This window comes from Streptomyces sp. NPDC058371 (assembly GCF_042723265.1).
Taxonomy (GTDB): Bacteria; Actinomycetota; Actinomycetes; order Streptomycetales; family Streptomycetaceae; genus Streptomyces.
The window spans coordinates 226,330-252,554 of record NZ_JBHXJC010000006.1 but is presented as its reverse complement, the minus strand read 5'-3'; the positions used below and the strand labels follow the sequence as shown (position 1 = coordinate 252,554).

General features: G+C 71.2%; 20 protein-coding genes. 15 read left to right on the top strand and 5 right to left on the bottom strand.

All coding sequences use genetic code 11. From position 1 onward, the window contains the following. Positions 1-103 precede the first annotated feature (103 nt). Both ACFWM2_RS20735 and ACFWM2_RS20730 read left to right on the top strand, forming a co-directional pair. On the top strand, positions 104-1,147 hold the full coding sequence (locus tag ACFWM2_RS20735) for a 3-isopropylmalate dehydrogenase (protein WP_383281663.1): 1,044 nt from the start codon (positions 104-106) through the stop codon (positions 1,145-1,147). A 356-nt stretch (positions 1,148-1,503) separates the two neighbouring features. Beyond that, on the top strand, positions 1,504-2,592 hold the full coding sequence (locus ACFWM2_RS20730) for a branched-chain amino acid aminotransferase (protein WP_383281660.1): 1,089 nt from the start codon (positions 1,504-1,506) through the stop codon (positions 2,590-2,592). A 142-nt stretch (positions 2,593-2,734) separates the two neighbouring features. Here ACFWM2_RS20730 and ACFWM2_RS20725 read toward each other — a convergent pair whose 3' ends face one another. Continuing rightward, on the bottom strand, positions 2,735-4,168 hold the full coding sequence (locus ACFWM2_RS20725) for a cytosine permease (protein ID WP_383281657.1): 1,434 nt from the start codon (positions 4,166-4,168) through the stop codon (positions 2,735-2,737). Between the two features lie 155 nt (positions 4,169-4,323). Here ACFWM2_RS20725 and ureA point away from each other — a divergent pair, with 155 nt between their 5' ends. From ureA to cimA, 7 genes are all read left to right on the top strand, one after another. Beyond that, positions 4,324-5,019 (top strand): urease subunit gamma, encoded by a 696-nt coding sequence (gene ureA / locus ACFWM2_RS20720; protein ID WP_383281654.1) that lies wholly within the window; start codon positions 4,324-4,326, stop codon positions 5,017-5,019. Further along, complete coding sequence (locus ACFWM2_RS20715) at positions 5,016-6,707, top strand: urease subunit alpha (RefSeq protein ID WP_383281651.1); 1,692 nt, start codon at positions 5,016-5,018, stop codon at positions 6,705-6,707. Before ureA ends, ACFWM2_RS20715 begins: the two co-directional genes overlap by 4 nt. 26 nt (positions 6,708-6,733) lie before the next feature. Beyond that, on the top strand, positions 6,734-7,771 hold the full coding sequence (locus tag ACFWM2_RS20710; RefSeq protein WP_383281646.1) for an agmatine/peptidylarginine deiminase: 1,038 nt from the start codon (positions 6,734-6,736) through the stop codon (positions 7,769-7,771). A 10-nt stretch (positions 7,772-7,781) separates the two neighbouring features. Continuing rightward, on the top strand, positions 7,782-8,372 hold the full coding sequence (locus tag ACFWM2_RS20705) for a TetR/AcrR family transcriptional regulator (RefSeq protein ID WP_383281643.1): 591 nt from the start codon (positions 7,782-7,784) through the stop codon (positions 8,370-8,372). After that, complete coding sequence (locus ACFWM2_RS20700; RefSeq protein WP_383281640.1) at positions 8,320-8,652, top strand: hypothetical protein; 333 nt, start codon at positions 8,320-8,322, stop codon at positions 8,650-8,652. Before ACFWM2_RS20705 ends, ACFWM2_RS20700 begins: the two co-directional genes overlap by 53 nt. A 201-nt stretch (positions 8,653-8,853) precedes the next feature. Further along, positions 8,854-10,173: an MFS transporter gene (locus ACFWM2_RS20695; RefSeq protein ID WP_383281639.1), complete on the top strand. Its 1,320-nt coding sequence runs from the start codon at positions 8,854-8,856 to the stop codon at positions 10,171-10,173. A 286-nt stretch (positions 10,174-10,459) separates the two neighbouring features. After that, positions 10,460-12,064, top strand: a complete 1,605-nt coding sequence (gene cimA / locus ACFWM2_RS20690) for a citramalate synthase (protein WP_383281636.1) — start codon at positions 10,460-10,462, stop codon at positions 12,062-12,064. Positions 12,065-12,223: 159 nt separating this feature from the next. On the opposite strand, the gene ACFWM2_RS20685 is transcribed toward cimA, so the two are convergent. After that, complete coding sequence (locus ACFWM2_RS20685; RefSeq protein WP_383281633.1) at positions 12,224-14,101, bottom strand: ricin-type beta-trefoil lectin domain protein; 1,878 nt, start codon at positions 14,099-14,101, stop codon at positions 12,224-12,226. Between the two features lie 247 nt (positions 14,102-14,348). On the opposite strand from ACFWM2_RS20685, the gene ACFWM2_RS20680 reads away from it, so the two are divergent. Further along, on the top strand, positions 14,349-17,375 hold the full coding sequence (locus ACFWM2_RS20680) for a glycoside hydrolase family 3 N-terminal domain-containing protein (RefSeq protein WP_383281631.1): 3,027 nt from the start codon (positions 14,349-14,351) through the stop codon (positions 17,373-17,375). Positions 17,376-17,612: 237 nt separating this feature from the next. Next, a complete protein-coding gene (locus tag ACFWM2_RS20675) occupies positions 17,613-18,968 on the top strand; it encodes a hypothetical protein (protein WP_383281628.1) in 1,356 nt (451 codons plus the stop codon). A 232-nt stretch (positions 18,969-19,200) separates the two neighbouring features. Here the strand turns inward: ACFWM2_RS20675 and ACFWM2_RS20670 are convergent, their stop codons facing one another. Together ACFWM2_RS20670 and ACFWM2_RS20665 are read right to left on the bottom strand one after the other, a co-directional pair. Continuing rightward, the gene (locus ACFWM2_RS20670; RefSeq protein ID WP_383281625.1) at positions 19,201-19,941 is read right to left on the bottom strand and encodes a response regulator; all 741 of its coding nucleotides are present in this window, start codon (positions 19,939-19,941) and stop codon (positions 19,201-19,203) included. After that, positions 19,938-21,077, bottom strand: a complete 1,140-nt coding sequence (locus ACFWM2_RS20665; RefSeq protein WP_383281997.1) for a sensor histidine kinase — start codon at positions 21,075-21,077, stop codon at positions 19,938-19,940. Before ACFWM2_RS20665 ends, ACFWM2_RS20670 begins: the two co-directional genes overlap by 4 nt. 207 nt (positions 21,078-21,284) lie before the next feature. Here ACFWM2_RS20665 and ACFWM2_RS20660 point away from each other — a divergent pair, with 207 nt between their 5' ends. From ACFWM2_RS20660 to ACFWM2_RS20650, 3 genes are read left to right on the top strand one after another with little or no spacing between them, the layout of a single operon-like run. Then, positions 21,285-22,223, top strand: a complete 939-nt coding sequence (locus ACFWM2_RS20660; RefSeq protein WP_383281623.1) for an ABC transporter ATP-binding protein — start codon at positions 21,285-21,287, stop codon at positions 22,221-22,223. Then, on the top strand, positions 22,220-23,779 hold the full coding sequence (locus ACFWM2_RS20655; RefSeq protein WP_383281620.1) for an ABC transporter permease subunit: 1,560 nt from the start codon (positions 22,220-22,222) through the stop codon (positions 23,777-23,779). The genes ACFWM2_RS20660 and ACFWM2_RS20655 overlap by 4 nt, the downstream gene beginning before the upstream one ends. After that, positions 23,776-24,636, top strand: coding sequence for an ABC transporter permease subunit (locus tag ACFWM2_RS20650; RefSeq protein WP_383281617.1), 861 nt, complete (start codon positions 23,776-23,778; stop codon positions 24,634-24,636). Before ACFWM2_RS20655 ends, ACFWM2_RS20650 begins: the two co-directional genes overlap by 4 nt. A gap of 141 nt (positions 24,637-24,777) precedes the next feature. Here the strand turns inward: ACFWM2_RS20650 and ACFWM2_RS20645 are convergent, their stop codons facing one another. Next, a complete protein-coding gene (locus ACFWM2_RS20645; protein WP_383281615.1) occupies positions 24,778-25,392 on the bottom strand; it encodes a YceI family protein in 615 nt (204 codons plus the stop codon). 293 nt (positions 25,393-25,685) lie between these two features. Between ACFWM2_RS20645 and ACFWM2_RS20640 the strand changes: the two genes are divergently transcribed. Beyond that, a complete protein-coding gene (locus tag ACFWM2_RS20640) occupies positions 25,686-26,183 on the top strand; it encodes a hypothetical protein (protein ID WP_383281612.1) in 498 nt (165 codons plus the stop codon). Positions 26,184-26,225: the final 42 nt, after the last annotated feature.

Below are 26,225 nucleotides of genomic sequence, written 5' to 3'. Positions count from 1 at the left end.
CGCCCGCGGTCGGGGGCCCATCGTCCGCAGTTCGCCGCCGTCGACGGTGTCCGCATCGCGGACACCCCGTGTCATCCCATGGGACAAGGAGTACGGTGCCGTCATGGCTCGCAGCATCAATCTCGCAGTGATTCCCGGTGACGGCATCGGCCAGGAGGTCGTGGCCCAGGGGCTGAAGGTCCTCTCCGCCGTCCTTCCGCAGGATGTGAAGCTGGAGACCAGAGAGTTCGACTTCGGCGCCAAGCGCTACCACGCCACCGGTGAGACCCTCACCGACGCCGACCTCGACGCCCTCAAGCCGCACGACGCGATCCTGCTCGGCGCGATCGGTGACCCCTCGGTCCCGTCCGGCGTCCTGGAGCGCGGCTTCCTGCTCAAGCTCCGCTTCGCCTTCGACCACCACGTCAACCTGCGTCCGTCGAAGCTCCTCCCGGGTGTCGCCACCCCGCTGGCGGGGCAGCCGGAGATCGACTTCATCGTGATCCGTGAGGGCACCGAGGGCCCGTACACCGGCAACGGCGGCACGATCCGCAAGGGCACCGAGCACGAGGTCGCCACCGAGGTCTCCGTGAACACGGCCTTCGGTGTCGAGCGCGTCGTCCGGGACGCCTTCGCCCGCGCCCAGGCCCGTCCGCGCAAGAAGCTGACGCTGGTCCACAAGAACAACGTGCTGACCTTCGCCGGCCACCTCTGGACGAACGTCTTCAACAAGGTGGCCGAGGAGTACCCCGAGGTCACCACCGACTACATCCACGTGGACGCCGCGACGATCTACCTCGTCACGGACCCCGCCCGCTTCGACGTGATCGTCACCGACAACCTCTTCGGCGACATCATCACCGACCTCGCCGCGGCCGTCTCCGGCGGCATCGGCGTCGCCGCCTCCGGCAACATCAACCCGAGCGGCGACTTCCCGTCGATGTTCGAGCCCGTGCACGGCTCGGCGCCGGACATCGCGGGTCAGGGCAAGGCCGACCCCAGCGCCACCGTCCTGTCCGTGGCCCTGCTGCTGCGCCACCTCGGCTACGAGGCCGAGGCCGCCCGCATCGAGGACGCCGTCGCCGGCGACCTGGCGGAGCGGGTCGGCGGGCCCGCCCGTACCACCGACGAAATCGGCGACGCGCTCGCCGTACGAGTAGCCGGCTGACCCGCCGCGCCACTCAAGGCCCTGTCCGGGCCGAATCACCGGACAGGGTGTAGCCGCCGGGGAGCTGCCGCTCCCGGCGGCTTTTCCTATGCCCCGCCGGGGTGTCACCATCATCCCCTGGGCCCGCATTCCCACTGTTTTCGTCCCTGGCTCCGCTCGCGCGATAATCGGACGGGAGCCGCCGCATGACGGAATGCTCGGACGTCCACGTACTGGCCACGGTCAGTACGGACGTGAGCGCGGCCCGTCAGGCACAACCGCTACCGCACCACCCGGGGAGCAATCCCCGGACCCCCGGCCGCAAGAACGGGGTTGCCCCAACGTCCGCCCGGGACATACGCGAAGGACAACCACTCATGACGACGCGCACAATCGAGCTCAAGCCCTCCTCGCAGCCCCGCTCCGCCGCGGAGCGCGCGGCGGTCCTGGCCAACCCCGGGTTCGGCCGCCACTTCACCGACCACATGGTGACGATCCGGTGGACGGAAGGCAGGGGCTGGCACGACGGCCAGCTCGTCCCGTACGGTCCGCTCTCCCTCGACCCGGCGAACATGACCCTGCACTACGCGCAGGAGATCTTCGAGGGACTCAAGGCGTACCGCCAGCCCGACGGCTCCGTCGCCACCTTCCGCCCCGAGATGAACGCCAGGCGCTTCCAGGCCTCCGCGCGCCGGCTCGGCATGCCGGAGCTGCCGGTCGAGACCTTCATCGAGGCCTGTGACGTCCTCGTCCAGCACGACCGCGCCTGGGTCCCGGAGCACGGCGGCGAGGAGTCCCTCTACCTGCGCCCGTTCATGATCGCGACCGAGGTCGGTCTGGGTGTGAAGCCCGCCAACGAGTACCTCTTCCTGGTCATCGCCTCGCCCGCCGGCGCGTACTTCGCCGGGGGCGTGCGGCCCGTCTCCATCTGGCTCTCCGAGGACCGCGTCCGCGCCGTCCCCGGCGGCATGGGCGACGCCAAGACCGGCGGCAACTACGCCGCGTCGCTGCTCGCGCAGGCCGAGGCGGCCGCGAAGGGCTGCGACCAGGTCGCCTACCTCGACGCCGTGGAGCACAAGTGGGTCGAGGAGCTCGGCGGCATGAACCTGTACTTCGTGTACGGGGACAAGATCGTCACCCCTGAGCTCACCGGCTCCCTCCTCGCCGGCGTCACCCGCGACTCCCTCCTCACCGTCGCCCGTGACCTCGGCTACGAGTCGCACGAGAGCCGGGTCTCGATCGACCAGTGGCAGCGCGACACCGAGAACGGCACCCTCACCGAGGTCTTCGCGTGCGGCACCGCCGCTGTCATCACTCCGGTCGGCACGGTCAAGCGCGCCGGCACCGAGTGGCAGCAGTCGGGCGGCGAGCCCGGCGAGGTCACCCTGAAGCTGCGTGAGGCGCTCCTCGACATCCAGCGCGGTGTCACCGAGGACCGGCACGGCTGGATGCACCCGCTGGCCTGACGGACGTGAACGCCGGACGTCAACGCCGCCGGACGTGAACGCCGACGGACGTGAAATGGCCCGCCCCGGATGACCAGGGCGGGCCTTCGCGCGGTGCGGCACCCGCTTCGGCACCACCGCATTTGCGCTGTGCGCCCCCGCGTTACGACACCACCGAGGCCGGCGAGGCCTCCGTGTCCGTGGGTGCCGGGGTGCGCGCCGCCCGTGCCGTCAGGGCGAGGTAGGCCGCGCCGCCCACCAGCCCGGACAGCAGGAAGCTGCAGTCCACCCCGCCCGTCAGCGACAGCAGCGGGCCCTCGTACGACGGCAGGGACACGGCGAGCAGTCCGACCAGGGCGCCCAGGGCCCAGGCCCCCGTGGCCCGGAGGTTCCAGCCGCCGCGGTACCAGTAGATCCCGCCCTGGGAACGGCGGTTGAAGACCTGGAGGGCGTCGGGGTCGTAGACGCCGCGGCAGCGCGCGAAGCCGATCAGGGTGATGACCGCCCACGGGGTGCCGATCGCGGTGAGCAGCAGCACGAAGGACGTCATCGCGGACTGCGCGTTCCAGGCGTAGTGGCCGACGAAGACGCAGACCGTGGCGACGACGGCGACCGTGAGCGTGGCCTTGGCCCGGGACGCGCGCGGCAGGATCGCGTCCAGGTCCAGGCCCATGGAGTAGAGCATCAGACCCGCGTTGCCGACCGAGCCCGCGGAGGCGGCGAGCAGCAGCGGGACCAGGTACCAGGCGGGGGAGGCCGAGACCAGCCCTCCCGCGTAGTCGAGGGCGGCGCGGGCCGCGTACGCCGTGAAGGTGCCGAAGAGCTGCGGGACCAGCAGGCCGGCGATCAGCCCCAGCCAGGTCGCGTGCAGGACCTTGCGCGAGGTGTGCCGGGCCGGCGAGATGTAGCGCGTGTAGTCACCGAGGAGCGTGATGAACGCGATGGGTCCGGAGAGGCCGGCCGCGACCGCCGCGAGCAGCCAGGTCGGCCAGAAGGAACCGAGCAGGTACCCGCCGGCGTCCGGCAGGGCGGCCGTGGTGAAGTGCGGCGCGTAGGCGATCACGCCGACGATCAGCAGCCCCGTCATGCCGACCGCCAGGACCCGCGACATCGCGAGCAGCACCCGGTAGCCGTAGACCGCGCCGGCCACCGTCGCCGCGGCCAGCACCGCGTAGACCACCGCGTACGAGACCCCCGAGGCCGGCAGGCCGACGAGGCGGTGCAGGACGCCGACCATCACATCGCCGCCGATCCAGACGGTCAGCGCGGTGTAGCCGAGGGCGAGCAGCAGGCCGACGACCGAACCGACCAGCCGGCCGCGCACACCGAACTGGGCGCCGGAGGACGTCGAGAGGTTCGTCGCCGTGCGCAGGGACACCAGGGCGAGCGGCGCCGTGACCGCCGTGCCGAGGACCGTTCCCGCCACCACCGAACTCACCGACGCCCACCAGTCGAGCCCGAAGGACGGCGGCAGCCAGCCGAAGATGATCACGCCGAGGCACAGGTTGGACCCGAGCAGGATCGAGACGAGGTCGCGCGGCCCGCTGGTGCGCTCCGCGTCGGGGATGGTGTCGACTCCGCGCTGTTCTATCGGCATGGCTGGTCTCCTTCGATCGGCCGCCTGCGTGCTCGCAAAAGTTTGAGCGACGTTCAATGTGACGTGAGCAGAGGTCGCTCGTCAATGTTTCCGTTTCATGAATCTCGCGGTTAGAGTGATGTTCTAAACCAGGGAAGGCAAGGAGGTGTCGCGTCGTGAGACTGACCCCCACGGAACGTGACCGGCTGCTGCTCTTCGGGGCCGCGGAGCTGGCCCGCGCCCGGCGGGCCCGCGGCCTCAGGCTCAACGTCCCGGAGGCGACCGCTCTCATCGCCGACACCGTCTGCGAGGCCGCCCGCGACGGGCGGCGCCTCGCCGAGGCGATCGCGGCGGCGCGGGCCGTGCTCGGCCCGGACGACGTCCTGCCGGGCGTCGCCGACGTCGTCACCGAGGTCCACGTCGAGGCCGTCTTCGACGACGGCTCGCGGCTCGCGGTGGTCAGCGACCCCATCGGCGCCGGCGCCGGGCTCGGCGACCGGGCTCCGGGTGGGCTGCTGCCGGGACCCGCGCACACCGAACCCGAGGCGGACGTGCGGATCCTGGTCACGAACACGGCCACCGTCCCGGTCTCCGTCACCTCCCACTTCCACTTCTTCGAGGCGAACCCGCGGCTCGACTTCGACCGGGCGGCCGCCTACGGGAAGCGGCTCGCCGTACCCGCCGGGTCGTCGGTCCGCTTCGGGCCGGGCGAGAGCGTCGAGGTCGGACTGCTGCCGATCGGGGGCGAGCGGATCGCGATCGGCTTCGCCGGCCTGGTCGACGGACCGCTGGATGCGCCCGGAGCGCGGGAAGAGGCCCTCCGCAGGGCCGCCGCCTGTGGATATCTCGGAGCCGAAGGAGCCGGCCGATGAGCATCGACCCCTACGCGTACGCAGCCACCCACGGCCCCCGCGCCGGCGACCGGGTCCGCCTCGGCGACTCCGGGCTGACCGTCCGCGTCGAGTCCGACGCGCAGAAGTACGGCGACGAGTTCCTCGCCGGCTTCGGCAAGACCGCCCGGGACGGACTGCACCTCAAGGCGGCCGCCGTCCGCGACACCTGCGACGTCGTGATCAGCAACGTCGTCGTGATCGACGCGGCGCAGGGGATCCGCAAGGTCTCCATCGGCATCCGCGAGGGACGCATCTGCTCGATCGGACGGGCCGGGAACCCCGACACCCTCGACGGGGTCGACGTGGTGGTCGGCACGGGCACGTCCATCGTGTCCGGCGAGGGACTCATCGCCACCGCCGGTGCCGTCGACACGCACGTCCATCTGCTGTCGCCGCGCATCATGGAGGCCTCGCTCGCCTCCGGGGTGACCACGATCATCGGCCAGGAGTTCGGGCCGGTGTGGGGCGTCGGCGTCAACTCGCCCTGGGCGCTGCGGCACGCGTTCAACGCCTTCGACGCCTGGCCGGTCAACATCGGCTTCCTGGGCCGGGGTTCGTCCTCCTCCGACGCCCCCCTGGTGGAGGCGCTCGCCGAGGGCGGTGCCTCCGGCTTCAAGGTCCACGAGGACATGGGCGCCCACACCCGCGCGCTGGACACCGCGCTGCGGGTGGCCGAGGAGCACGACGTCCAAGTCGCCCTGCACAGCGACGGGTTGAACGAATGCCTGTCCGTCGAGGACACGCTGCGGGTCCTCGACGGGCGCACCATCCACGCCTTCCACATCGAGGGCTGCGGCGGCGGCCATGTGCCGAACGTGCTGAAAATGGCGGGAGTTCCGAACGTCATCGGGTCGTCCACCAACCCGACCCTGCCGTTCGGCCGGGACGCGGTCGCCGAGCACTACGGGATGATCGTCTCCGTCCACGACCTGAAGACCGACCTGCCCGGTGACGCGGCCATGGCCCGCGACCGGATCCGGGCCGGGACGATGGGCGCCGAGGACGTGCTGCACGACCTGGGCGCCATCGGGATCACCTCCTCGGACGCGCAGGGCATGGGCCGGGCCGGCGAGACCGTCCGCAGGACCTTCGCGATGGCCGGCAAGATGAAGGCCGAACTGGGCCCGCTCGACGGCTCCTCGGACACCGGCGACGACAACGCGCGCGTCCTGCGGTACATGGCCAAGCTGACCATCAACCCCGCCCTGGCCCACGGCCTCGCCCACGAGGTCGGCTCGATCGAGGTCGGCAAGCTCGCCGACATCGTGCTGTGGCGGCCGGAGTACTTCGGCGCCAAACCGCAGCTCGTGCTCAAGTCCGGCTTCCCCGCGTACGGCGTCGTCGGCGACCCGAACGCCGCGACCGACACCTGCGAACCCCTCGTCCTGGGACCGCAGTTCGGGGCGCACGGCACGACGCCCGCCGACATCTCGGTGGCCTTCGTGGCGCAGGCCGCGGTGGACCAGGGCAACGACCAGATGCCGACCCGCCGCCGCCGGGTCGCCGTCCGCGGCACCCGCGGCATCGGACCGGCGGACCTGCGCCTCAACTCCCGTACCGGATCCGTCGACGTCGACCAGCGCACCGGACTGGTCACCCTCGACGGCGACCCGTTGCGCTCCGAGCCGGCCGACTCGGTCTCCCTCAACCGCCTGTACTTCCTCTGATCTCCACAGCCTCTAAGGACCCCCCGATGTCTGCTGTCGCCGACGGCTTCCGAATGCCCGCCGAGTGGACCCCGCACGAGCGCACCTGGATGGCGTGGCCGGGACCCAACCCCACCTTCGACAACCCGGACGACCTCGCCGAGTCGCGCGCGGCCTGGGCGGCGGTGGCCCGGACCATCCGGCGCTTCGAACCCGTGACGGTGGTGTGCGGGCCGGGGCAGTCGGCCGAGGCGCGGCGGCAGCTGGGCCCGGACGTCGACACCGTCGAGCGGGAACTCGACGACGCCTGGATGCGGGACATCGGCCCCACCTTCCTCACCAACGGCAAGGGCGAACTGGCCGCCGTGGACTGGACGTTCAACGGCTGGGGCGCCCAGGACTGGGCCCGCTGGGAGCACGACTCCAAGATCGGCGCGTACGTGTCCGACCTGGCCGGAGCGCGGACGTACGCCTCGAAGCTGGTCAACGAGGGCGGCGCCATCCACGTCGACGGCGAGGGCACGGTCCTGCTCACCGAGACCGTGCAGCTCGGTCCCGAGCGCAATCCGCACTGGACGCGTGAGCATGTCGAGGCGGAGATCCACGGCCACCTCGGCACCCGCAAGGCGATCTGGCTCCCGCGCGGGCTCACCGGCGACTATCCGCCGCACGGTTTCGGCACGCTCGGCCATGTCGACATCGTGGCCGCCTTCGCGCGCCCCGGTGTCGTCGTCGCCCACTCCCAGCCGGACCCGGCGCACCCCGACCACGAGGTCACCAAGGAGATCATCGGGCTGCTCAAGGCCCAGACCGACGCGCGTGGCCGCCGGCTGGAGGTCGTCGAGGTCCCGGCCCCGACGGTTCTGGAGGCCGACGGACACTGGGCCGACTACTCGTACATCAACCACTACCTCTGCAACGGCGGTGTGGTGCTGTGCGGCTTCGACGACCCGCGCGACGAGATCGCGGCCGGGATCTTCCGCCGGCTGTTCCCCGACCGGACGGTCACGCTCGTGGACGCACGTACGATCTTTGCGGGTGGGGGCGGTATCCACTGCATCACCCAGCAGCAGCCGAAGATCTGAGGAGAACGGGATGGCCGGTGCGCGGAAGAACGCACCTCCGCGTGAGGACGTGCTCGCGGCCGCCATGGACATGATCGCCGAGCGCGGTCTGGAGAAGCTGACCATGGCGGCGCTCGGCCGCGAGGTCGGCATGAGCAGCGGCCATCTCCTCTACTACTTCCGTTCCAAGGACGAGCTGCTGCTGCGCACCCTGGAGTGGAGCGAGGGGCGGCTCGGCGCCGAGCGCGGCCGGCTGCTCGCCGGGCGCGGGTCGGCCCGCTCCCGCCTCGACGCGTACGTCGACCTGTACGTTCCCGACGGCCACCGCGACCCGCACTGGACGTTGTGGCTGGAGGTGTGGAACCGCTCGCAGAACGCCGACGACGACGCCCGCGAGCGCCAGGTCGCCATCGAGAGCGCCTGGCACCGCGACCTGGTGGCGCTGCTCGCCGAGGGGGTCTCGCGCGGGGAGTTCCGCGCCCTGGACCCGGACCGTTTCGCCGCCCGCCTCCGGGCCCTGCTCGACGGCTTCTCCATCCATGTGGCGATCGGCCTGCGCGGCACGGACCGTGGCCAAATCCTTTCCCACGTACGGGAGTTCCTGGACGAGTCACTCGGCTGACGGCCACTCGCGGACTGTCGATCAACGGCCCGGGACTTCGGCCGCCACCAACCTCGTCCCCGGCGACACCAACGGCGTCGCCGACGTCTTCGTCAAGGACCTGGCGACCGGCGCCGTGGAGCGGGTGAGCATGGCCGCCGACGGCACCGAGGCGAACGGCGCCACGAGCACCGCGTCCCTGAGCCGCGACGGCCGGGTCGCCTTCGCCGCCCCGGCCACGAACCTCGTGCCCGGTGACACCAACGACGTGGCGGACGTCTTCCTGCGCCGCACCCGCTGACCGGCCGCGACGCACCCGTGGGGCCCGCGAATCCCCGGCCCCCGGCGTGACGTGCCGCACCCGCTGACCGGCCGCGACGCACCCGTGGGGGCCCCGATCCCCGGTCCCCGGCGTGAAGACGGCGCGTGCCCGCTGTGAACGCACTGAAGAGAATCCGGGCGCCCCTTGCCGGGCCCGGACACAGCGGGCACGTTACGGATCATGGGACGAGAGCAGTGGAAGAAGATCTGGGTCGGCTCGGCCGGCAACATGGTGGAGTGGTTCGACTGGTTCGTGTACGCCAGCTTCGCCACCTACTTCGCGGGGTCGTTCTTCCCGGACGGCAACCCCACGGCCCAGCTCATGAACACCGCGGGCATCTTCGCGGTCGGCTTCTTCATGCGCCCGGTCGGCGGCTGGCTGCTCGGCCGGGTCGCCGACCGCAAGGGCCGCAAGACCGCGCTGACCCTGACCGTCACGCTGATGTCGGTCTCGGCCGTTCTCATCGCGATCGCGCCGACCTACGGGGTCGCCGGGTACGGCGGCGCGGCCGTGCTGCTCGTCGCCCGTCTGCTGCAAGGACTCTCCGTCGGCGGTGAGTACGCGGCCAGCGCGACCTACCTCACCGAGGCGTCCGACCCGCGGCACCGCGGGTTCGCCTCCAGCTTCCAGTACGTCTCGATGACCGCGGGCCAGATCATCGGCCTCGGCCTGCAGATCGTCCTCCAGCGCACGCTGTCCGACGACGCGCTGCACAGCTGGGGCTGGCGCATCCCCTTCATCGTGGGCGCACTCGGTGCCGCGGTCGTCTTCTATCTGCGGCGCGCCATGCTGGAGACCGAGGTCTACGAGGAGGCCGCGGACCACACGGCCGCCGAGGACAAGGGCACCCTGCGCGCGCTGTGGCAGCACCGGCGGGAGGCCTTCCTCGTCATGGCCCTCACCATGGGCGGCACGGTGGCGTACTACACGTACACGACGTATCTGACCAAGTACCTGTCGAACTCGGCGGGTCTGTCCAAGGAGACCGCCACCCTCGTCTCCTTCACCGCGCTGATCGTCTTCGCCGCTCTCCAGCCGCTCGCGGGCAAGCTCTCCGACCGGATCGGCCGCCGTCCGCTGCTGATCACCTTCGCGGTCGGCTCGACGTTCCTGACGGTCCCGATCATGACGATGCTGCGGCACGTGGGCGGCTTCTGGCCCGCGCTGGGCCTCGCCCTGCTCGCGCTCGTCGTGGTGACCGGGTACACCTCCATCAACGCCTGTGTGAAGGCGGAGCTCTTCCCGACCGGCATCCGCGCCCTCGGCGTCGCCCTCCCGTACGCCCTCGCCAACGCGCTCTTCGGCGGCACCGCGGAGTACGTCGCCCTCTGGTTCAAGGACGCCGGCGCCGAGTCCGGCTACTACTGGTACGTGGCGGGCTGCGCGGCGGTCTCCCTGATCGTCTACCTGACCATGCGCGAGACCCGGGACCTGGATCTGAACCGGGTCGGCGATGGCCGGAAGACGTCCCCGGAGCCGGTGGCCCCGCTCGCATCCTGAGACGACCGGGAGCACGGGGGCCGTGCTGTGCCAGACTGCCTCCGTGCTCTCGTTCGCCACGATTATTGGCAGCAGGCGCGCCGGTCCGCAGTGACCGCCACGTACCACCACGTACGGGCGGGCACCGTCGTCTTCGACCCGCGCGCAGACCTCTCGCACCCGCGAGGGGTTTTTCGTTTTCCTGGCCCACCCCAAGCCGGGAAAGGAGCGCGAGGGATCATGGGAGGACGGTGGAGCCGGTCATTCCGGTACAGACCGAGATCCAAATCCTCAGGAGCCAGAGACCATGACGGACACCAGCGAACTCGACGATTCGTTCCACGTCTTCGACACGACGCTGCGCGACGGCGCACAGCGCGAGGGCATCAACCTCACGGTCGCGGACAAGCTGGCCATCGCACGGCACCTGGACGACTTCGGGGTGGGTTTCATCGAGGGCGGCTGGCCCGGCGCCAACCCGCGTGACACCGAGTTCTTCGCCCGCGCCCAGCAGGAGATCGACTTCCGGCACGCCCAGCTCGTCGCCTTCGGCTCCACCCGCCGCGCGAACGCCAAGGCCGCCGAGGATCCGCAGGTCAAGGCTCTTCTGGACTCCGGCGCACCGGTGATCACGCTCGTCGCGAAGTCCCACGACCGGCATGTGGAACTGGCGCTGCGCACCACCCTCGACGAGAACCTGGCGATGGTCCGCGACACGGTCTCCCACCTGGTCTCCCAGGGCCGCCGGGTCTTCGTCGACTGCGAGCACTTCTTCGACGGATACCGCGCGAACCCCGAGTACGCGAAGGCGGTCGTACGGGCCGCCGCGGAGGCGGGCGCCGACGTCGTGGTCCTCTGCGACACCAACGGCGGCATGCTCCCCGCGCAGGTCCAGGCCGTCGTCGCCACCGTCCTCGCCGACACCGGCGCCCGGCTCGGCATCCACGCCCAGGACGACACCGGGTGCGCGGTCGCCAACACCCTGGCCGCGGTGGACGCGGGGGCGACCCACGTCCAGTGCACGGCGAACGGCTACGGCGAGCGGGTGGGCAACTCCAACCTCTTCCCGGTCGTGGCGGCCCTGGAGCTGAAGTACGGCAAGAAGGTGCTCCCCGAGGGCGCCCTGCGTGAGATGACCCGGATCTCGCACGCCATCGCCGAGGTCGTGAACCTCACCCCGTCCACGCACCAGCCGTACGTCGGTGTCTCGGCCTTCGCGCACAAGGCGGGCCTGCACGCCTCGGCGATCAAGGTCGACCCGGACCTGTACCAGCACATCGACCCCGAGCAGGTCGGCAACACCATGCGGATGCTCGTCTCCGACATGGCCGGCCGCGCCTCGATCGAGCTCAAGGGCAAGGAGCTCGGCATCGACATCAGCGGCGACCGCGAGCTGGTCGGGCGGGTCGTCGGGCGGGTGAAGGAGCGTGAGCTCGAGGGCTACACGTACGAGGCGGCGGACGCGTCCTTCGAACTCCTGCTGCGCGAGGAGGCCGAGGGCCGGGCCCGCTCGTACTTCCAGGTCGAGTCCTGGCGGGCGATCGTCGAGGACCGCCCGGACGGCAGCCACGCCAACGAGGCCACGGTCAAGCTCTTCGCCAAGGGGGAGCGCATCGTCGCCACCGCCGAGGGCAACGGCCCGGTCAACGCCCTCGACCGCGCCCTGCGTGTCGCCCTGGAGAAGCTCTACCCCCAGCTCGCCAAGCTGGAGCTCGTGGACTACAAGGTCCGCATCCTGGAGGGCAAGCACGGCACGTCCTCCACGACCCGCGTCCTGATCTCCACCTCCGACGGCACCGGTGAATGGTCCACGGTCGGCGTAGCCGAAAACGTCATCGCCGCGTCCTGGCAGGCCCTGGAGGACGCCTACACGTACGGCCTCCTGCGAGCCGGGGTGGAACCGGCGGCGTAGGCCCCCTCCCCACCCGGGGCTCCGCCCCGGACCCCGCTCCTCAAACGCCGGAGGGGCTGAATCTCTCCCCGACCCGGGTGGAGGTCTTCAGCCCGTCCGGCGTTCGAGGACGAGGCGGTTCAGGCCGATACGCGAGCCTGGCCGGCGGCTAGGCGCCGGTCACTGCAGATGCCACTTCTGATTGGTCGCGCCCGTGCAGGTCCAGATCTGCGCCCGCGTTCCATTGGTGGACGAATTGCCGGTCACGTCAAGGCACTTGTTGGCTGCGGTGTTGACGACGTCGCCGGTGGTGGCGTTGTACGTCCAGCGTTGGGCGTTCGTGCCGTTGCAGTCGTAGAGCTGGACCTTCGCGCCGTCGGCGGTGGAGGCGGAGGTGACGTCCAGGCACTTGCCCAGGGCCTGGACGGTCCCGTCGGCCTTCACGGTCCACTTCTGGGCCGTCGAGCCATTGCAGTCGTAGAGCTGGACGGCGGTGCCGTTCGCGCTCGAAGCGCCCGCCAGATCAAGGCACTTGCCCGCGAGACCGACGAAGGACCCTGACTGGTCCCCGCCGCCGGACTGCGTGCCCGACCAGGTGAACGTCGCCGAGGTCTTGCCGGGCAGTGAGTAGGTCGCGTGCTGCCCACCCCAGTTGATCGTCACCGTCTTCGCCGTGGACGCGTCGTTGTACGCGATCAGCGCCTTCGACCCGTCGGGGTTGCGCCACGCGACGTTCGGCACGGACGAGCTGGCCGTGGAGGCGATGCGCTGCGCGCCCGGCTTCACGAACTTCGTGAGGTGCCCCATCGTGTAGTACTCGATGTTGTAGTCGACCGTCCCGCTCGCGCCGTCCCCGTTGTGGACGGTGATCAGGCCGGTGCAGGTGCCGCAACCGCCGTTGTGCGGCCCCATGTTCTGGTCCACCGCCAGCGACCACTTCGTCACCGACTTCGCCCAGTTCCGGGTGTAGTCGACGATGTTGAGCATGTCCTCCTTCTGCTGATTGGCGATCCAGGTGCCGCCCGAGTGCTCGGTGCCGAAGGCGTCCACCGTCGGGTACTGGTTGTGGACGGTCGTCTGCTTGTTGACGTCGCCGCCGTAGCCGTGCCACGCGATCCCGCCGAAGTTGGGGTGCGAGCGGACGGCCGCGTCGTCGACGGTCGGGGCGGCGTACGAGTCGTACGTGTCCCAGTTCCAGTCGAGTGCCAGCACCTTCGTCGACAGCCCGGCCGCCTGGAGCTTCGGCAGCAGCTCGCTCTTCGTGAAGTAGGCGAGCCCGGAGCCGTTCCAGCTCATCGACGGATAGCCCGAACAGCACGTGGGCTCGTTCTGCACCGTCACGTACTGCACCGGCACGCCCTGGCTCTGGTACGCCTGGAGGTACTTCACGAAGTACGAGGCGTACACCCCGTAGTCCTCCGACTTCAGCCAGCCGCCGTTGAGCGACCCGCTGTCCTTCATCCAGGCCGGCGCCGTCCACGGCGAGGCCATCACGGTCAGCGCCGGGTTGAGCTGCTTCGCCTGCTTGGTCAGCGGCACCACATCGGCCAGGTCGTGTGCGATCGAGAACTCGGAGAGGTCCGCGTCGGTCTGCCCGGCCGGCACGTCGTCGTAGCTGTAGCCGTAGCGGGCCAGGTCCGACGCGCCCATCGGATTGCGGGTGAAGGACAGCCCGATGCCGTCCGTGGGTGAGAACAGCTTCTTCATCGTGGCGTCGCGCGTGGCCTGTGACAGCGCGCCGCTGCTGTTCATCAGCCAGGCCGCCGTGTCCGTGAAGGACGCGCCGCCGCCGGTGAACGTCTGGTAGCGCGTGTTCTCGTCCACGGTGATGTTGTCACCGCTGCCACCGCTGCCGGCCTGGAAAGCGAAGGGAGTTTGCGCCTGCAAGCCGCGGGTCACATGGCGGCCACCGCTGTCGTCGGTGGTGGTCAGCCAGGCCGTGACCTGCTCGCCCGCGGCGTTCGCCGTCGGTACGCCGACGGCGCTGAGCCCGGCGGTGGTCAGCAGACAGGCCAGCAGCAGCCGGGCCGACCGTGCGGGTCTTCTCAGGATGGTCATGGTGCACAGCCCTTCTGGGAGTGGGGGAGTGGGGCGTGCGTGGCGTGAGTAAATGACGGCGCGGAAGGCGCGTCAAGGGGTTGAGCGTTCAGAAAGCGAAGAGACAACGGCCCTGATCCGGCGGGTGATTGGGCGTGTACCGGTTCTGGTGTGAAGTCTTGACGGCTTCCCGTGGCACCAGTTAACTCACGCCGTGATCTAAGTCGTAAATGTATGTCTGAGGATTACGAGAGCCGAGGGAAGGTCCATGCGAAGAACCGCCCTGCTCGTCTCCGCCGCCGTGCTCACCGGGCTGCTGCCGCTGGCAGTTACCGGTGCGGCCGCCGGGGCCGAGGATCCCGCCTCCGCCACGGTGGACGCCTTCGAGGGCGAGGTTCCGTTCGCGAACCCGCCCGCCGAAGGCATCTTCACGTGGGGTGGCGACACCGACGACCCGCCCCGACTGGCCCTGACGGCCAGGGCCGACGCCCCCGAGGGCGCCCAGGTCCTCGCCGGTGACTACGACATCAGCGGATACGGCGGTTTCACCCACGACTTCGCCTCCGGCAAGCCGGCCCACGACTGGTCCGCGCGCCAGGGCATCCGCTTCTGGTGGGACGGACAGAACAACGGCAAGAAGATCAGCTTCGAGATCAAGGACGGCGGCGCCAACGGCGAGGCCTCCGAGCTGTGGACGACGTCCTTCACGGACGACTTCACCGGCTGGAAGCAGATCGAGATCCCCTTCACCGACTTCACCTATCGCACGGACTACCAGCCCGTCGGCGGGATCGACCAGGTGCTCGGCCTGACCGAGATGTGGGGGTACTCCGTCACACTCCCGTCCGGTACCAAGGGCCGCTTCGCCCTGGACGGCGTCGAGTTGTACGGCACGGCCGACCCGGCGCGGAACGCCGGCGTCGTCACCGACTCCGTCATCCACACGGTGAAGGAGGGCGACAAGGCCGCCGTCAAGATCTCCGTCGCCACCACCGGCTCCGTACCGACCGAGGGCCCGGTGACCGTCGCGTACGAGACGGCCGGCGGCACCGCCGCCTCGGGCAAGGACTACACGCCGGTCAAGGGTGAGCTGACCTTCCCCGCGGGCACCGCCTCCGGCGCCTCGCGCACCGTCGAGGTCCCCACCCTGCGCGACAGGTCCGCCGAAAACGCCGAGACCATCCCCCTCAAGCTGACCGTCACCGGAGCCAAGGCGCCGGCCGAGACGCCGCAGGTCGTCATCGACGCCCACGGACTCCCGTACCTGGACCCGAAGTTGTCCGTGAAGAAGCGGGTCGCCGACCTGGTCTCCCGGATGTCCCTGGAGGAGAAGGCCGGGCAGATGACCCAGGCCGAGCGCGGCGCGATGACCTCGCCGGGCGACATCGCCTCCTACGACCTCGGCTCGCTCCTGTCCGGCGGCGGCTCGACACCGACCCCGAACGTGCCCGAGGCGTGGGCGCAGATGATCGACTCCTTCCAGCTCAGGGCACAGGCCACCCGCTTCCAGATCCCGCTGATCTACGGCGTGGACGCGGTGCACGGCCACAACAACCTCATCGGCGCGACGGTCATGCCGCACAACATCGGCATGGGTGCCACCCGGGATCCCCAACTCGCGGAGAAGACCGGCGCGGTGACCGCCTCGGAGGTCCGGGCGACCGGCATCCCATGGGACTTCGCCCCCTGCCTGTGCGTGACGCGCGACGAGCGCTGGGGCCGGTCGTACGAGTCCTTCGGTGAGGACCCGGCCCTCGTCAAGTCCATGGAGACCGTGCTCCAGGGCCTCCAGGGCGCCCGCAACGGCAAGGACCTCAAGGACGACGACAAGGTGCTGGCCACCGCCAAGCACTTCGCCGGCGACGGCGGCACCGTCTACGGCTCGTCCACGACGGGCAAGTACACGATCGACCAGGGCGTCACCAAGGTCACCCAGCAGGAGCTGGAGGCCGTGCACCTGGCGCCGTTCCAGACCGCGGTCGACCGGGGTGTCGGCACGGTCATGCCGTCCTACTCGTCGGTCGACATCATCGGCGACGACAAGGCTCCGGTGAAGATGCACGCCGACGCCGCGCTGATCAACGGTGTGCTCAAGGACCGCATGGGCTTCGACGGCTTCGTCATCAGCGACTGGAACGGCATCGACCAGATCCCCGGTGACTACGCCTCCGACGTCCGTACGTCCATCAACGCGGGCCTCGACATGGTCATGGTCCCGTACGCCTACAAGGACTTCCGAACGACGCTGGTCGACGAGGTGAAGGCGGGCCGGGTCGGCGAGAAGCGGATCGACGACGCCGTCTCGCGCATCCTCACGCAGAAGTTCAGGCTGGGCCTCTTCGAGAAGCCGTACGCGGACACGAGCGGTGCCTCCGACATCGGTTCGTCCGCGCACCGGGCCGTCGCCCGCAAGGCGGCAGCCGAGTCGCAGGTGCTGCTGAAGAACGCGGGCGGTGTGCTGCCGCTCAAGAAGAACCAGAAGGTGTACGTCGCCGGGTCCAACGCGGACGACCTCGGCAACCAGAGCGGTGGCTGGACCATCACCTGGCAGGGCTCGTCCGGGAAGATCACGGACGGGACCACGATCCTCCAGGGTCTGAAGAAGGCGGCACCGGGCGCCACCATCGACTACTCCAAGGAGGCCTCGGCCCCGACCGTCGGATACGACGTGGGCGTGGTCGTCGTCGGTGAGACCCCGTACGCCGAGGGCGTCGGCGATGTCGGCAACGGCAACGACCTGGAGCTGACCGCCGCCGACAAGGCCGCCGTCGACAAGGTGTGCGGCGCCATGAAGTGCGTGGTGCTGACCGTCTCCGGGCGGCCCCAGCTGATCGGCGACCGGCTCGGCGACATCGACGCCCTGGTGGCGTCCTGGCTGCCGGGCACGGAGGGTGACGGCGTCGCTGACGTGCTTTACGGGAAGCGGGCCTTCACCGGTCAACTCCCGGTCACCTGGCCGAAGTCGGAGTCCCAGCTGCCCATCAACGTGGGCGACGCGTCGTACGACCCCCAGTTCCCGTACGGCTGGGGCCTGACGACGCTGACCAAGGTCCCGGAGGGCGGCTCGGGCACTCTCAAGGCCCTGGCCCTCGTGGCCACGGCGGCGGAGCGCACAGGCGCCGACGAGATCGGCCGTGCCGTCGTGAACAAGGCGCGGCTGCTCGTCCAGCAGAAGGTCGGCTCGGGCATCACGGCAGCGACCGCGAAGCCCTTCGCCGACGCCGACCACCTGCTGCTCACCGGCCGCTACGGAGCCGCGCTGGCCAAGCTGACGGAGGCATACCGGGCAGCGTGACAACGCGGGGCCGCTCACGAACGCCGGACGGGGTGCAGTCAGCCCGTCCGGCGTTTGGAGTTTTCAGCCGGCCGGGGCTGGAGATCTTCAGCCCGTCCGGCGTTTGAGGACGAGCGCGCAAGCGCGATACGGGGGTCTGGGGGCGGAGCCCCCAGGTACGGGAAGGGCAGGGGCGGAGGGGGCGAAAACCATCCACCCCGATGCCCACCTTTGTGCACCTTCGGGTAGCTTCGAAGTATGAAGGCCGTGCTCACCCGGGGCCTCCCGGGACTGCTGATCGCGCTGACACTCGCCGCCCTCGCGGCGCTCTGGGGCCCGGCGCCCCGAGCCCACGCCGCCACCGACGTCTCCACCGTCGCGGACGCCCTCCGCAAGAACCCGGTGTACGTCGACCCGGCCGCCTCCGGGCAGCTCTCCACGGCGGACGCCGACGCCCTCGCCGCGAAGATCGAGAAGGCGGACAAGCCGGTCTTCGTGGCCGTCCTGCCCACCGACTTCCCCATCAAGAACCTCTTCCAGAACCTGCGCACGTCCACCGGCGTGACGGGCCTGTACGCGGTGCGGCTCGGCGACCGGTTCGACGCCCGCGCCGACTCCTCGGTGATGTCACGCACCGCCGTGCAGAACCTGGTCACCAGCGTGCAGGGCGAGGACACCAACGCCCAGCTGAACGACTTCGCCGACCGCGCGCTCGCCAACATCGGCGGCTCGGCGCCCGCGAGCTGGGGCTCCGGCGGCGGCGGGGACGGCGTCTCGGCGGGCGCGCTGATCGGGGTCGGCGCCGTCGTCGTGGCGGGCGGCGCCGGTGCGTACACCCTCGTACGGCGCAACCGGCGGCGTAAGGAGGAGGAGCAGCGGGCCGCGCTCGACAAGCTGCGCGTGGTCGTCGACGAGGACATCACCGCCTTCGGCGAGGAGCTGGACCGGCTCGACTTCCATCCGGCCGAGGCCGGCGCGGACGACGCGATGCGCGCGGACTACGAACGCGCGCTGGACGCGTACGAGCGGGCGAAGGCGTCCATGGCGGCCGCCGGGCGCCCCGAGGGCGTCCGCCCGGTGACCGAGGCCCTGGAGGACGGCAGGTTCTCGCTCGCCGTACTGGCCGCCCGCCGCGAGCGGCGACCGCTCCCCGAGCGCCGCGCCCCCTGCTTCTTCGACCCGCGCCACGGCCCCTCGGTCGCCGACGTGACCTGGACGCCGGCCGGCGGCGCGACCCGCGAGGTCCCGGTCTGTGCGGCGGACCGGGCCCGGCTGGCCGACGGACTCGACCCGGCCGTCCGCGAGGTCGACACCGAGTACGGGCGCCGCCCCTACTGGGACGCCGGACCGGCCTACGGCCCCTGGGCCGGCGGCTACTTCGGCGGCGGCATCCTCCCGGGTCTGCTCGTCGGCACGCTGCTCGGCAGCATGATGGCCACCCCCTCCTATGCGGCCGACTACGGCTCCGGCTACGGCGACTTCGGCGCCGGCGGCTACGACGGCGGCGACGTCTCGGGCTCCGACTTCGACCCCGGCGACTTCGGCGGCGGCTTCGGGGACGGCGGCGGAGGCGGCGACTTCGGTGGCGGCGGCGACTTCGGCGGCGGCTTCTGAGACCACGCGCCGTCCGACCACTGCCTCCGTCCGGCGACCCGGCCCAGCGGGCGCACCTCGCCCGACCCCTTGGCGGAATCCACGCCACCGCCCCACGATGAGAGCGTGACGAGTCTCCACGAACACGCCGGGGGCGCATCCCCTGCGCGAAGTCCCGCACTGGGACTGGTAGTTCGACCGGGACCGACGGCCGCGCGGAGCGGGCCCCGGCGCCCGCTCGGGGCCGGCCGCCTCACGCCAGCCGTGGCACGACCAGACCCGTCTCGTACGCCGTCACGACGGCCTGGGTGCGGTCGCGCAGGCCCAGCTTGGACAGGACGCGGCTGACGTGCGTCTTCACGGTCTCCTCGCCCACGTGCAGCCGGACCGCGATCTCGGGATTGGACAGCCCCTCCGCCAGCAGTCGCAGTACCTCCGTCTCGCGCGGGGTGAGGACGCCGAGCGCCCGCTGCGTGGGTGCCCGCGGTTTGAGGCGGGCGAATTCGGCGATCAGCCGCCGGGTGATGGCGGGCGCGAGCAGCGCCTCTCCGCCGGCGATGACACGTACGGCCTCGAAGAGCCGTTCCGCGGTCACGTCCTTGAGCAGGAAGCCGCTCGCACCGGCGGCCAGGGCGTCGTACACGTGCTCATCGAGGTCGAAGGTGGTCAGGATCAGCACGCGCGGGGCGTCCGGGCCCACGAGATCGGTGGTCATCAGCTCCGCGGTCGCCCGGATCCCGTCCATCACCGGCATCCGTACGTCCATCAGCACGACGTCCGGCCGCTGCTCCCGGCAGATCCGCACCGCCTCGGCACCGTCGCGCGCCGTGCCGACGACGGCGAAGTCCGGCTGGGTGGCGAGGAGTCCGGCATAACCGGCGCGGACGACCTCGTGGTCGTCGGCGACGACGATACGGACGCACCGGCCGGCTGCGGTGTCGGCGCCCGGGCCGGTCCCGGAGGAGGGGTGGTTCGGCGTGGTGGGGTCCGTCATACGAGCACCTCCGCCGCGCCCAACGGCAGGCGGGCCTCGACCAGGAAGCCGCCGCCGGGCGCGGGCCCCGTGTGCAGGATGCCGCCGACCGTGATGGCACGTTCGCGCATGCCGAGCAGCCCGTGACCCGTCGGCGCACCGGCCGCCCCCGGCCCGTTGTCGCGCACGCGTATCGCCAGGTCGGCCGCCGCGTAACGGAGTTCCACGTCCACCGCGGCACCGGGCGCATGACGGCGGGCGTTGGTGAGCGCCTCCTGGACGATGCGGTACGCGGTGACCTCGATGCCCGGATCGAGCCGGGCGACCGGGCCGCTGACGATCAGCCGGGTGCGGGAGCCTGCCGCGTCGCGGGACTCGTCGACCAGCTCCATGAGCTGGTGCAGTCCCGGCTGCGGGCGCCGCGTGACACCGGCGTCGGCGTCCTCCCGCAGTACGCCCAGCAGCCGGCGCATCTCCGTCAGCGCGGTCCGCGCGGTGTCGCCGATGGCGAGCAGCCGGGTGGCGCCGTCGGCGGGCAGTCCCGGTGTCGTCAGCCGGGCGGTCTCGGCCTGTACGGCGATCATCGAGATGTGGTGCGCGACGACATCGTGCAACTCGCGTGCGATCCGCGCCCGTTCACCGCGCGCGGCATGCGCGAGGAGCGTGTCGGCGAACGCCCGCTCGGTGGCACTGTGCGCCAGGGCCGCGCTGCGCACCCGACGGGTGATCCCGGTCGCGGCCGCCGCCGAGGCGAGCGTGGTCACCAGGACAGCCACGACCCGTGTGGTGGAGTCGTCCCGGCTGCCAAGCGCCAGCGCGACGTACGGAAGCACCAGCGCCACGCTCAGCCGCGGCGCGCCGGCCCGCCCGAGCCAGTACACACACGCCAGCTGGGCCACCACTCCCGCGAGGGTCAGCGCCCGGAACGGCGCCAGCGCGAGCACCCCGGCCGCGGTCACGGCGACGGCGGCCCCGCCGCGTGCCACCGCCCCCCGCCCGGTCCCGAGGACGAAGGCGAGCGGCAGGGTCGTACAGAGCCCGAGCAGCAGGGCGAGCCCCAGGTTCTCCCGCAGGCTCCCGGCACGGGCGAGGATCTCGACGCAGGCGAGGACGGCCAGACCGCCCGGGTACGAGACCCAGGCCGGTAGTCCGCGCACCCACCGCCACGGCACCGCGCTGCGCCCTGTCCGCTCCCCGCTCACGCCCGCTCCCCGTTCACGCTCGCCATTGTGCCGTCGCGAGCGGCGCACCGCGTCACCCTCGGGTGTCCCTCACGTGGGGGAGCCGTCCCCCGCGCCAGGGGCACGCAAGACGGCTCCCCGGCGGGACGACGCCGCGGTCCCCGGTCCCTAATGTCGCTGACCATGAGTGACGCAACCATCGAAGTCCGCGATCTGCGCAAGCGGTTCGGGAGGACCGTCGCGGTCGACGGGCTCTCCTTCACGGTCGAGCCGGGGCAGATCACCGGCTTCGTCGGCCCCAACGGGGCGGGCAAGTCCACCACCATGCGAGCCGTCCTCGGCCTGGACACCCCCGACGAGGGCCACGCGCTCGTCGGCGGCCGTCCCTACCACGCCCTGCGTTCCCCGCTCCTTGAAGTCGGCGCCCTGCTGGACGCCGCCGCCCTGCACCCGAGCCGCCGCGGCCGTGACCATCTGCGCTGGCTGGCGCACTCGCACGGACTGTCCCTGCGCCGCGTGGACGAGGTGCTCGAACAGGTCGGCATGGCCAAGGCCGCCCGCCGCCGCGCCGGTGGCTACTCGCTCGGCATGCGCCAACGCCTCGGCATCGCCGCCGCGCTGCTCGGCGACCCTCCGGTCCTGCTCCTCGACGAACCGGTCAACGGCCTCGACCCCGAGGGCATCCAGTGGATCCGCGGCCTGCTCCGGCACCTCGCGTCGGAGGGCCGGGCCGTCCTCGTCTCCAGCCATCTGATGAGCGAACTGGAGGACACCGCCGACCACTTGGTGGTCATCGGCCGCGGTCGCCTGATCGCCGACACGGCCGTCGCCGACCTGCTCGCCGCCGCGTCCGGCGACCGGGTCGCCCTGCGCACCGGCGCCCGTACGGAGGCCATGGAACTGCTCGCCCGCGAAGGGGGCAAGGTCGCCGTGACCGGCCGCGACACGCTCACGGTCACCGGCCTGCCGGCCGAGCGGATCGTGGAGCTCCTCGGCGGGTCGAGAATCCCGTTCGCCGAAATCGGCTCGCACCGGGCCACGTTGGAGGAGGCGTACATGGAACTCACCAGGGACGCGGTCGAGTTCCACGGTGCCCCGCAGGACGACGAGGTGTCCCCGTGACACCGCCGCCGACCCTGACCCCGTACCGCTCCCAACTCCAGCCCGCCCGCGACGGCTTCGGACATCTGCTGCGCGCGGAGTGGACCAAGTTCTGGACGGTGCGCACCTGGCCGGCCGGTCTCGTCCTCGCCGCCGTGGCCACGGTCCTGATCTCCCTGCTCGGCGCCGGTGGCGGCACCGACGATTCCAACGGCGATCCCGGCCTCACCCTCGGCCCGGACGGCACCCGCGTCAACGACACCTTCCGCTTCGTGCACCGGAAGCTGACCGGTGGCGGCAGCGTCACCGTCCGCGTCTCGGACCTCAAGGGGCGCGACGGGGTGGTGGACGCGGAGCCCTGGGCGAAGGCCGGCGTCCTCGTCAAGCAGGGCACCGAGCCGGGCAGCCCGTACGCGGCGCTCATGGTCACCCCGGACCACGGCGTACGGTTCCAGTGGAACTTCACCCACGACGAGGCCGGCAGCACGGCCCCGGGGGACGCGCGCTGGCTCCGGCTGACCCGTGCGGGCACCCGGCTGACGGGGTACGAGTCCGCCGACGGCAGCCACTGGACGAAGGTGGGTTCGGTGACGCTCGCCGGCCTTCCGCGCACCGCCGAGGCCGGCCTCTTCGTCGCGTCTCCCCTGCACAGCACTCTGCGCCGCTCCTTCGGCGGCACCTCGGAGACCGCGGGCACCACGGCCGTCACGGCGCACTTCGACCAGGTCGCCCTGCGCGCCGACGGTGACGCGAAGGACACCTCGTGGACCAGTACGGACGTGGGAGCCGCGGGCCCGGACAGTCCCGACAACCCGCAGTCCGGCCCCGCGCGCCGCGAACCCGGCAGCACGACCGTCTCCCCGGCCGGGGTGTACACCGTGACCGGCGCGGGCGACATCGCCCCGGACGAGACCGGCGGCGACATCGTCCAGATGAGCTTCCAGGGCGTCTTCGTCGGGGTGCTGTTCATGGTCGCGCTGGGGGCGCTGTTCATCACCTCCGAGTACAAACGGAACCTGATCCGTACGACGTTCACGGCGAGCCCGCGCCGGGTCCGGGTGCTGACGGCGAAGGCCCTGGTGACCGGCGGCATCACCTTCGCCGTGGGACTCGCGGCGACGGCGGTCACGTTCCCCCTCGCCCAGAGCGCCATGCGCTCCCACGGCTTCAAGCCCCCGGCCTATCCCGATCTGTCCCTGTTCGACGGGCCGGCCCTGCGGGCGGTGGTCGGCAGCGCGGCGCTGCTCGCACTCGTCGCGGTCCTCGCGCTCGCGGTCGGCGCGACCCTCCGCAGCAGCGCGGGCGCGATCACGGCGGTCGTGGTCCTGGTGATCCTTCCGCAGATCCTCGCCTTCGCCCTGCCGCTGCCGGTCGCGCACTGGCTGCTCCGGGTGACCCCGGCGGCGGCCTTCGCGATCCAGCAGGGTGTGACGTACTACCCCCAGGTCGATCACAACTGCCTTCCGGAGAGCGGCTGTTACCCACTCGACCCCTGGAACGGCCTCGCCGTCCTGTGCGCGTACGTGGTGGTGGCGCTGGCCCTGGCGGCGTGGCGTCTGCGCAGGAGGGACGCGTGACGCCCTCGCTCCCCGCCCGCACCGGGTCGTCCCCGCGCGCCGACACGAAGTCACCGCCCCGGGCCGGGATGACATCCTCGCTGCACGCCGAATGGACCAAACTCCGTACGCTGCCCAGCAGTTGGCTGCTGCTCGCCGCGGCCGTCGTCCTGACGGTCGCGGTGGGCACGGCGGCCGTCTCCGCGGTGACCACGCGGGTGTGCGAGTCGGCGGCCGCCTGTCACGAGGACACCGTGAAGCTGAGCCTGACGGGCGTATGGCTCGGCCAGGCCGCGGTGCTGGTGCTGGGCGCGCTGTCGATGGGCGCGGAGTACACGACGGGCACGATCCGTACCGCGCTGACGGCCGTCCCGCGCAGAGGGACCCTCCTGACGGCGAAGTCGGCGGTCCTCGCCGCGCTGACAGCGGCGGCGGGAGCGGTGGCGGTCTGCGCGTCGCTCCTGACCGCCCGCCTCATCCTCCCCGGCAACGGCTTCACCCCCGAGGCGGGCTACCCGCTCCCGTCACCGGCCGACCTCACGACCCTGAGAGCGGCCCTCGGCTCGGTCCTCTGCCTGGTCCTCATCGCCCTGCTGGGCCTGGGCCTGGCCACCCTCCTCCGGGACACCACGCGCGCCATCACCACGGGCCTCGGGCTCCTCTACGTCGTCCCGCTGCTCGCGGACCTGCTGGGCGACCCGGCCTGGAAGGACCGTCTCGAACGCTGGGCCCCCATGCCGGCGGGCCTGGCCATCCAGGCGACCCGGGACCTCGCCCGCCTGCCGATCGGGCCGTGGCCGGGCCTCGGCGTGCTGGCCGCGTACGCGCTGGGGCTGCTGTGCGTCGGCGCGGCGGCCTTCCGGCTGCGGGACGCGTAGAGGTCGTACGACGGTGGCGGACCCCCGGGTCCGGGGCTCGGCCTCCGCCCTCGGGCGCCAAGAAGCGCCCGCCCTCGGACACGGGGAGTCACGAGGGCGGGCGCGTCCGGGGTGAGGCCGCGCGAACGTACCGAACCGGCGTCAGGCGCTCTTGATCGCCGAGATGTCGAAGTTCAGCTTGATCTTGTCCGAGACGAGGACGCCACCCGTCTCCAGCGTGGCGTTCCAGGTGAGGCCCCACTCGGAGCGCAGGATCTCGGACTTGCCCTCGAAGCCCACGCGCTCGTTGCCGAACGGGTCCTTCGCGGCGCCGTTGAACTCGACGTCGATGGCGAGCGGCCTGGTGGTGCCCAGGACCGACAGGTCACCCGTGATCCGGTAGTCGTCGCCGCCCAGCGCCTCGACCTTGGTGGAGCGGAAGGTCATCGTCGGGAACTCGTCGGTCTTGAAGAAGTCGGCGCTCTTGAGGTGGCCGTCGCGGTCGGCGGACCCCGTGTCGACGCTGTCCATCTTGATGTCGATGGTGGCGGTGGACTTGGCCGGGTCGCTGCCGTCCAGGTGCAGCGTGCCCTCGACGTCCTTGAAGCTGCCCTTCACGTTCGTCACCATCGCGTGCCGGGCGACGAAGCCGATCGTCGAGTGCGCCGGGTCGATCGTGTAGTCGCCGGTCAGCGCTGCCAGATCCGCGGAGGGAACCGTGGCGGCGGCCGCGGCGGCCGGAGTGTCGGTGTCGGTCTTGCGGCCGAAGATGCCCATGTCGTGCTCCTTGGGGGGACGAGTCGCGTTCCACCCGGAACCGCGACTACGGAGTCTGTTTAACTTTCAACGAGGTCAACAAGGCCGACCGTAGACCTATTCCGTTCAAGTTTCAACATCATTGCCCGCGTGTTGATGGCATTACGGAGTGTTTTGCCCGGGGCGTCTCGGACGCTCACCGGTCGTTCACCGATCGCCCTCTGGTGGACACGCGTAGACCTCGGGCACCATCGCCTTGCTCCACCTGCACAGCCGCTCCTCAGGAAGCCCGGTCACCAGCAGGAAGGACACCCATGAAAATCCGCTCCGCCCTGACCGCTCTCGCCCTGCTCCTCGCTCCCGGCGTCGCCGTCGTCGGCAGCGCCGGCGACGCCTTCGCCGTCACCAAGGTCAGCCACGCCACGGCCACCTCGATGTTCCGCCAGGTCGGCATCACCTGGTCCTCCTCCGGCAACTGCTCCGACCGCAACAACTCCACCTGTACGTCCTTCGAGCAGCTCAACCTCGCCACCGCCCAGGGCGCCCAGACCCTCAAGGGGGCAACGGGCTGCGCGCTCAACATCACGGGCGGCACCGAGACCGGCCACGCGAGCGGCACCTACTCGCACTGGAACGGCTACAAGCTCGACTACGCCAAGAGCACCTGCGTCACCAACTACATCAAGAACACCTTCACTTACATCGGCCTGCGCGGCGACGGCGCACCGCAGTACAAGTCCGGCTCCGGCAACATCTACGCGGACGAGGGCAACCACTGGGACGTCCTCTACTACAACTGCGGCGGCTGCTAGCAGCCGCACCGCGACGCCTGGTTCCCCCGCGGAGGGTGAGGT

Bases quoted from the DNA above. Each gene is read 5' to 3' on its own strand.
- ACFWM2_RS20735 (WP_383281663.1), top strand. From the start codon at position 104: ATGGCTCGCAGCATCAATCTCGCAGTGATTCCCGGTGACGGCATCGGC.
- ACFWM2_RS20730 (WP_383281660.1), top strand. From the start codon at position 1,504: ATGACGACGCGCACAATCGAGCTCAAGCCCTCCTCGCAGCCCCGCTCC.
- ACFWM2_RS20725 (WP_383281657.1), bottom strand. From the start codon at position 4,168: ATGCCGATAGAACAGCGCGGAGTCGACACCATCCCCGACGCGGAGCGC.
- ACFWM2_RS20715 (WP_383281651.1), top strand. From the start codon at position 5,016: ATGAGCATCGACCCCTACGCGTACGCAGCCACCCACGGCCCCCGCGCC.
- ACFWM2_RS20710 (WP_383281646.1), top strand. From the start codon at position 6,734: ATGTCTGCTGTCGCCGACGGCTTCCGAATGCCCGCCGAGTGGACCCCG.
- ACFWM2_RS20705 (WP_383281643.1), top strand. From the start codon at position 7,782: ATGGCCGGTGCGCGGAAGAACGCACCTCCGCGTGAGGACGTGCTCGCG.
- ACFWM2_RS20695 (WP_383281639.1), top strand. From the start codon at position 8,854: ATGGGACGAGAGCAGTGGAAGAAGATCTGGGTCGGCTCGGCCGGCAAC.
- cimA (WP_383281636.1), top strand. From the start codon at position 10,460: ATGACGGACACCAGCGAACTCGACGATTCGTTCCACGTCTTCGACACG.
- ACFWM2_RS20685 (WP_383281633.1), bottom strand. From the start codon at position 14,101: ATGACCATCCTGAGAAGACCCGCACGGTCGGCCCGGCTGCTGCTGGCC.
- ACFWM2_RS20680 (WP_383281631.1), top strand. From the start codon at position 14,349: ATGCGAAGAACCGCCCTGCTCGTCTCCGCCGCCGTGCTCACCGGGCTG.
- ACFWM2_RS20675 (WP_383281628.1), top strand. From the start codon at position 17,613: ATGAAGGCCGTGCTCACCCGGGGCCTCCCGGGACTGCTGATCGCGCTG.
- ACFWM2_RS20670 (WP_383281625.1), bottom strand. From the start codon at position 19,941: ATGACGGACCCCACCACGCCGAACCACCCCTCCTCCGGGACCGGCCCG.
- ACFWM2_RS20660 (WP_383281623.1), top strand. From the start codon at position 21,285: ATGAGTGACGCAACCATCGAAGTCCGCGATCTGCGCAAGCGGTTCGGG.
- ACFWM2_RS20645 (WP_383281615.1), bottom strand. From the start codon at position 25,392: ATGGGCATCTTCGGCCGCAAGACCGACACCGACACTCCGGCCGCCGCG.
- ACFWM2_RS20640 (WP_383281612.1), top strand. From the start codon at position 25,686: ATGAAAATCCGCTCCGCCCTGACCGCTCTCGCCCTGCTCCTCGCTCCC.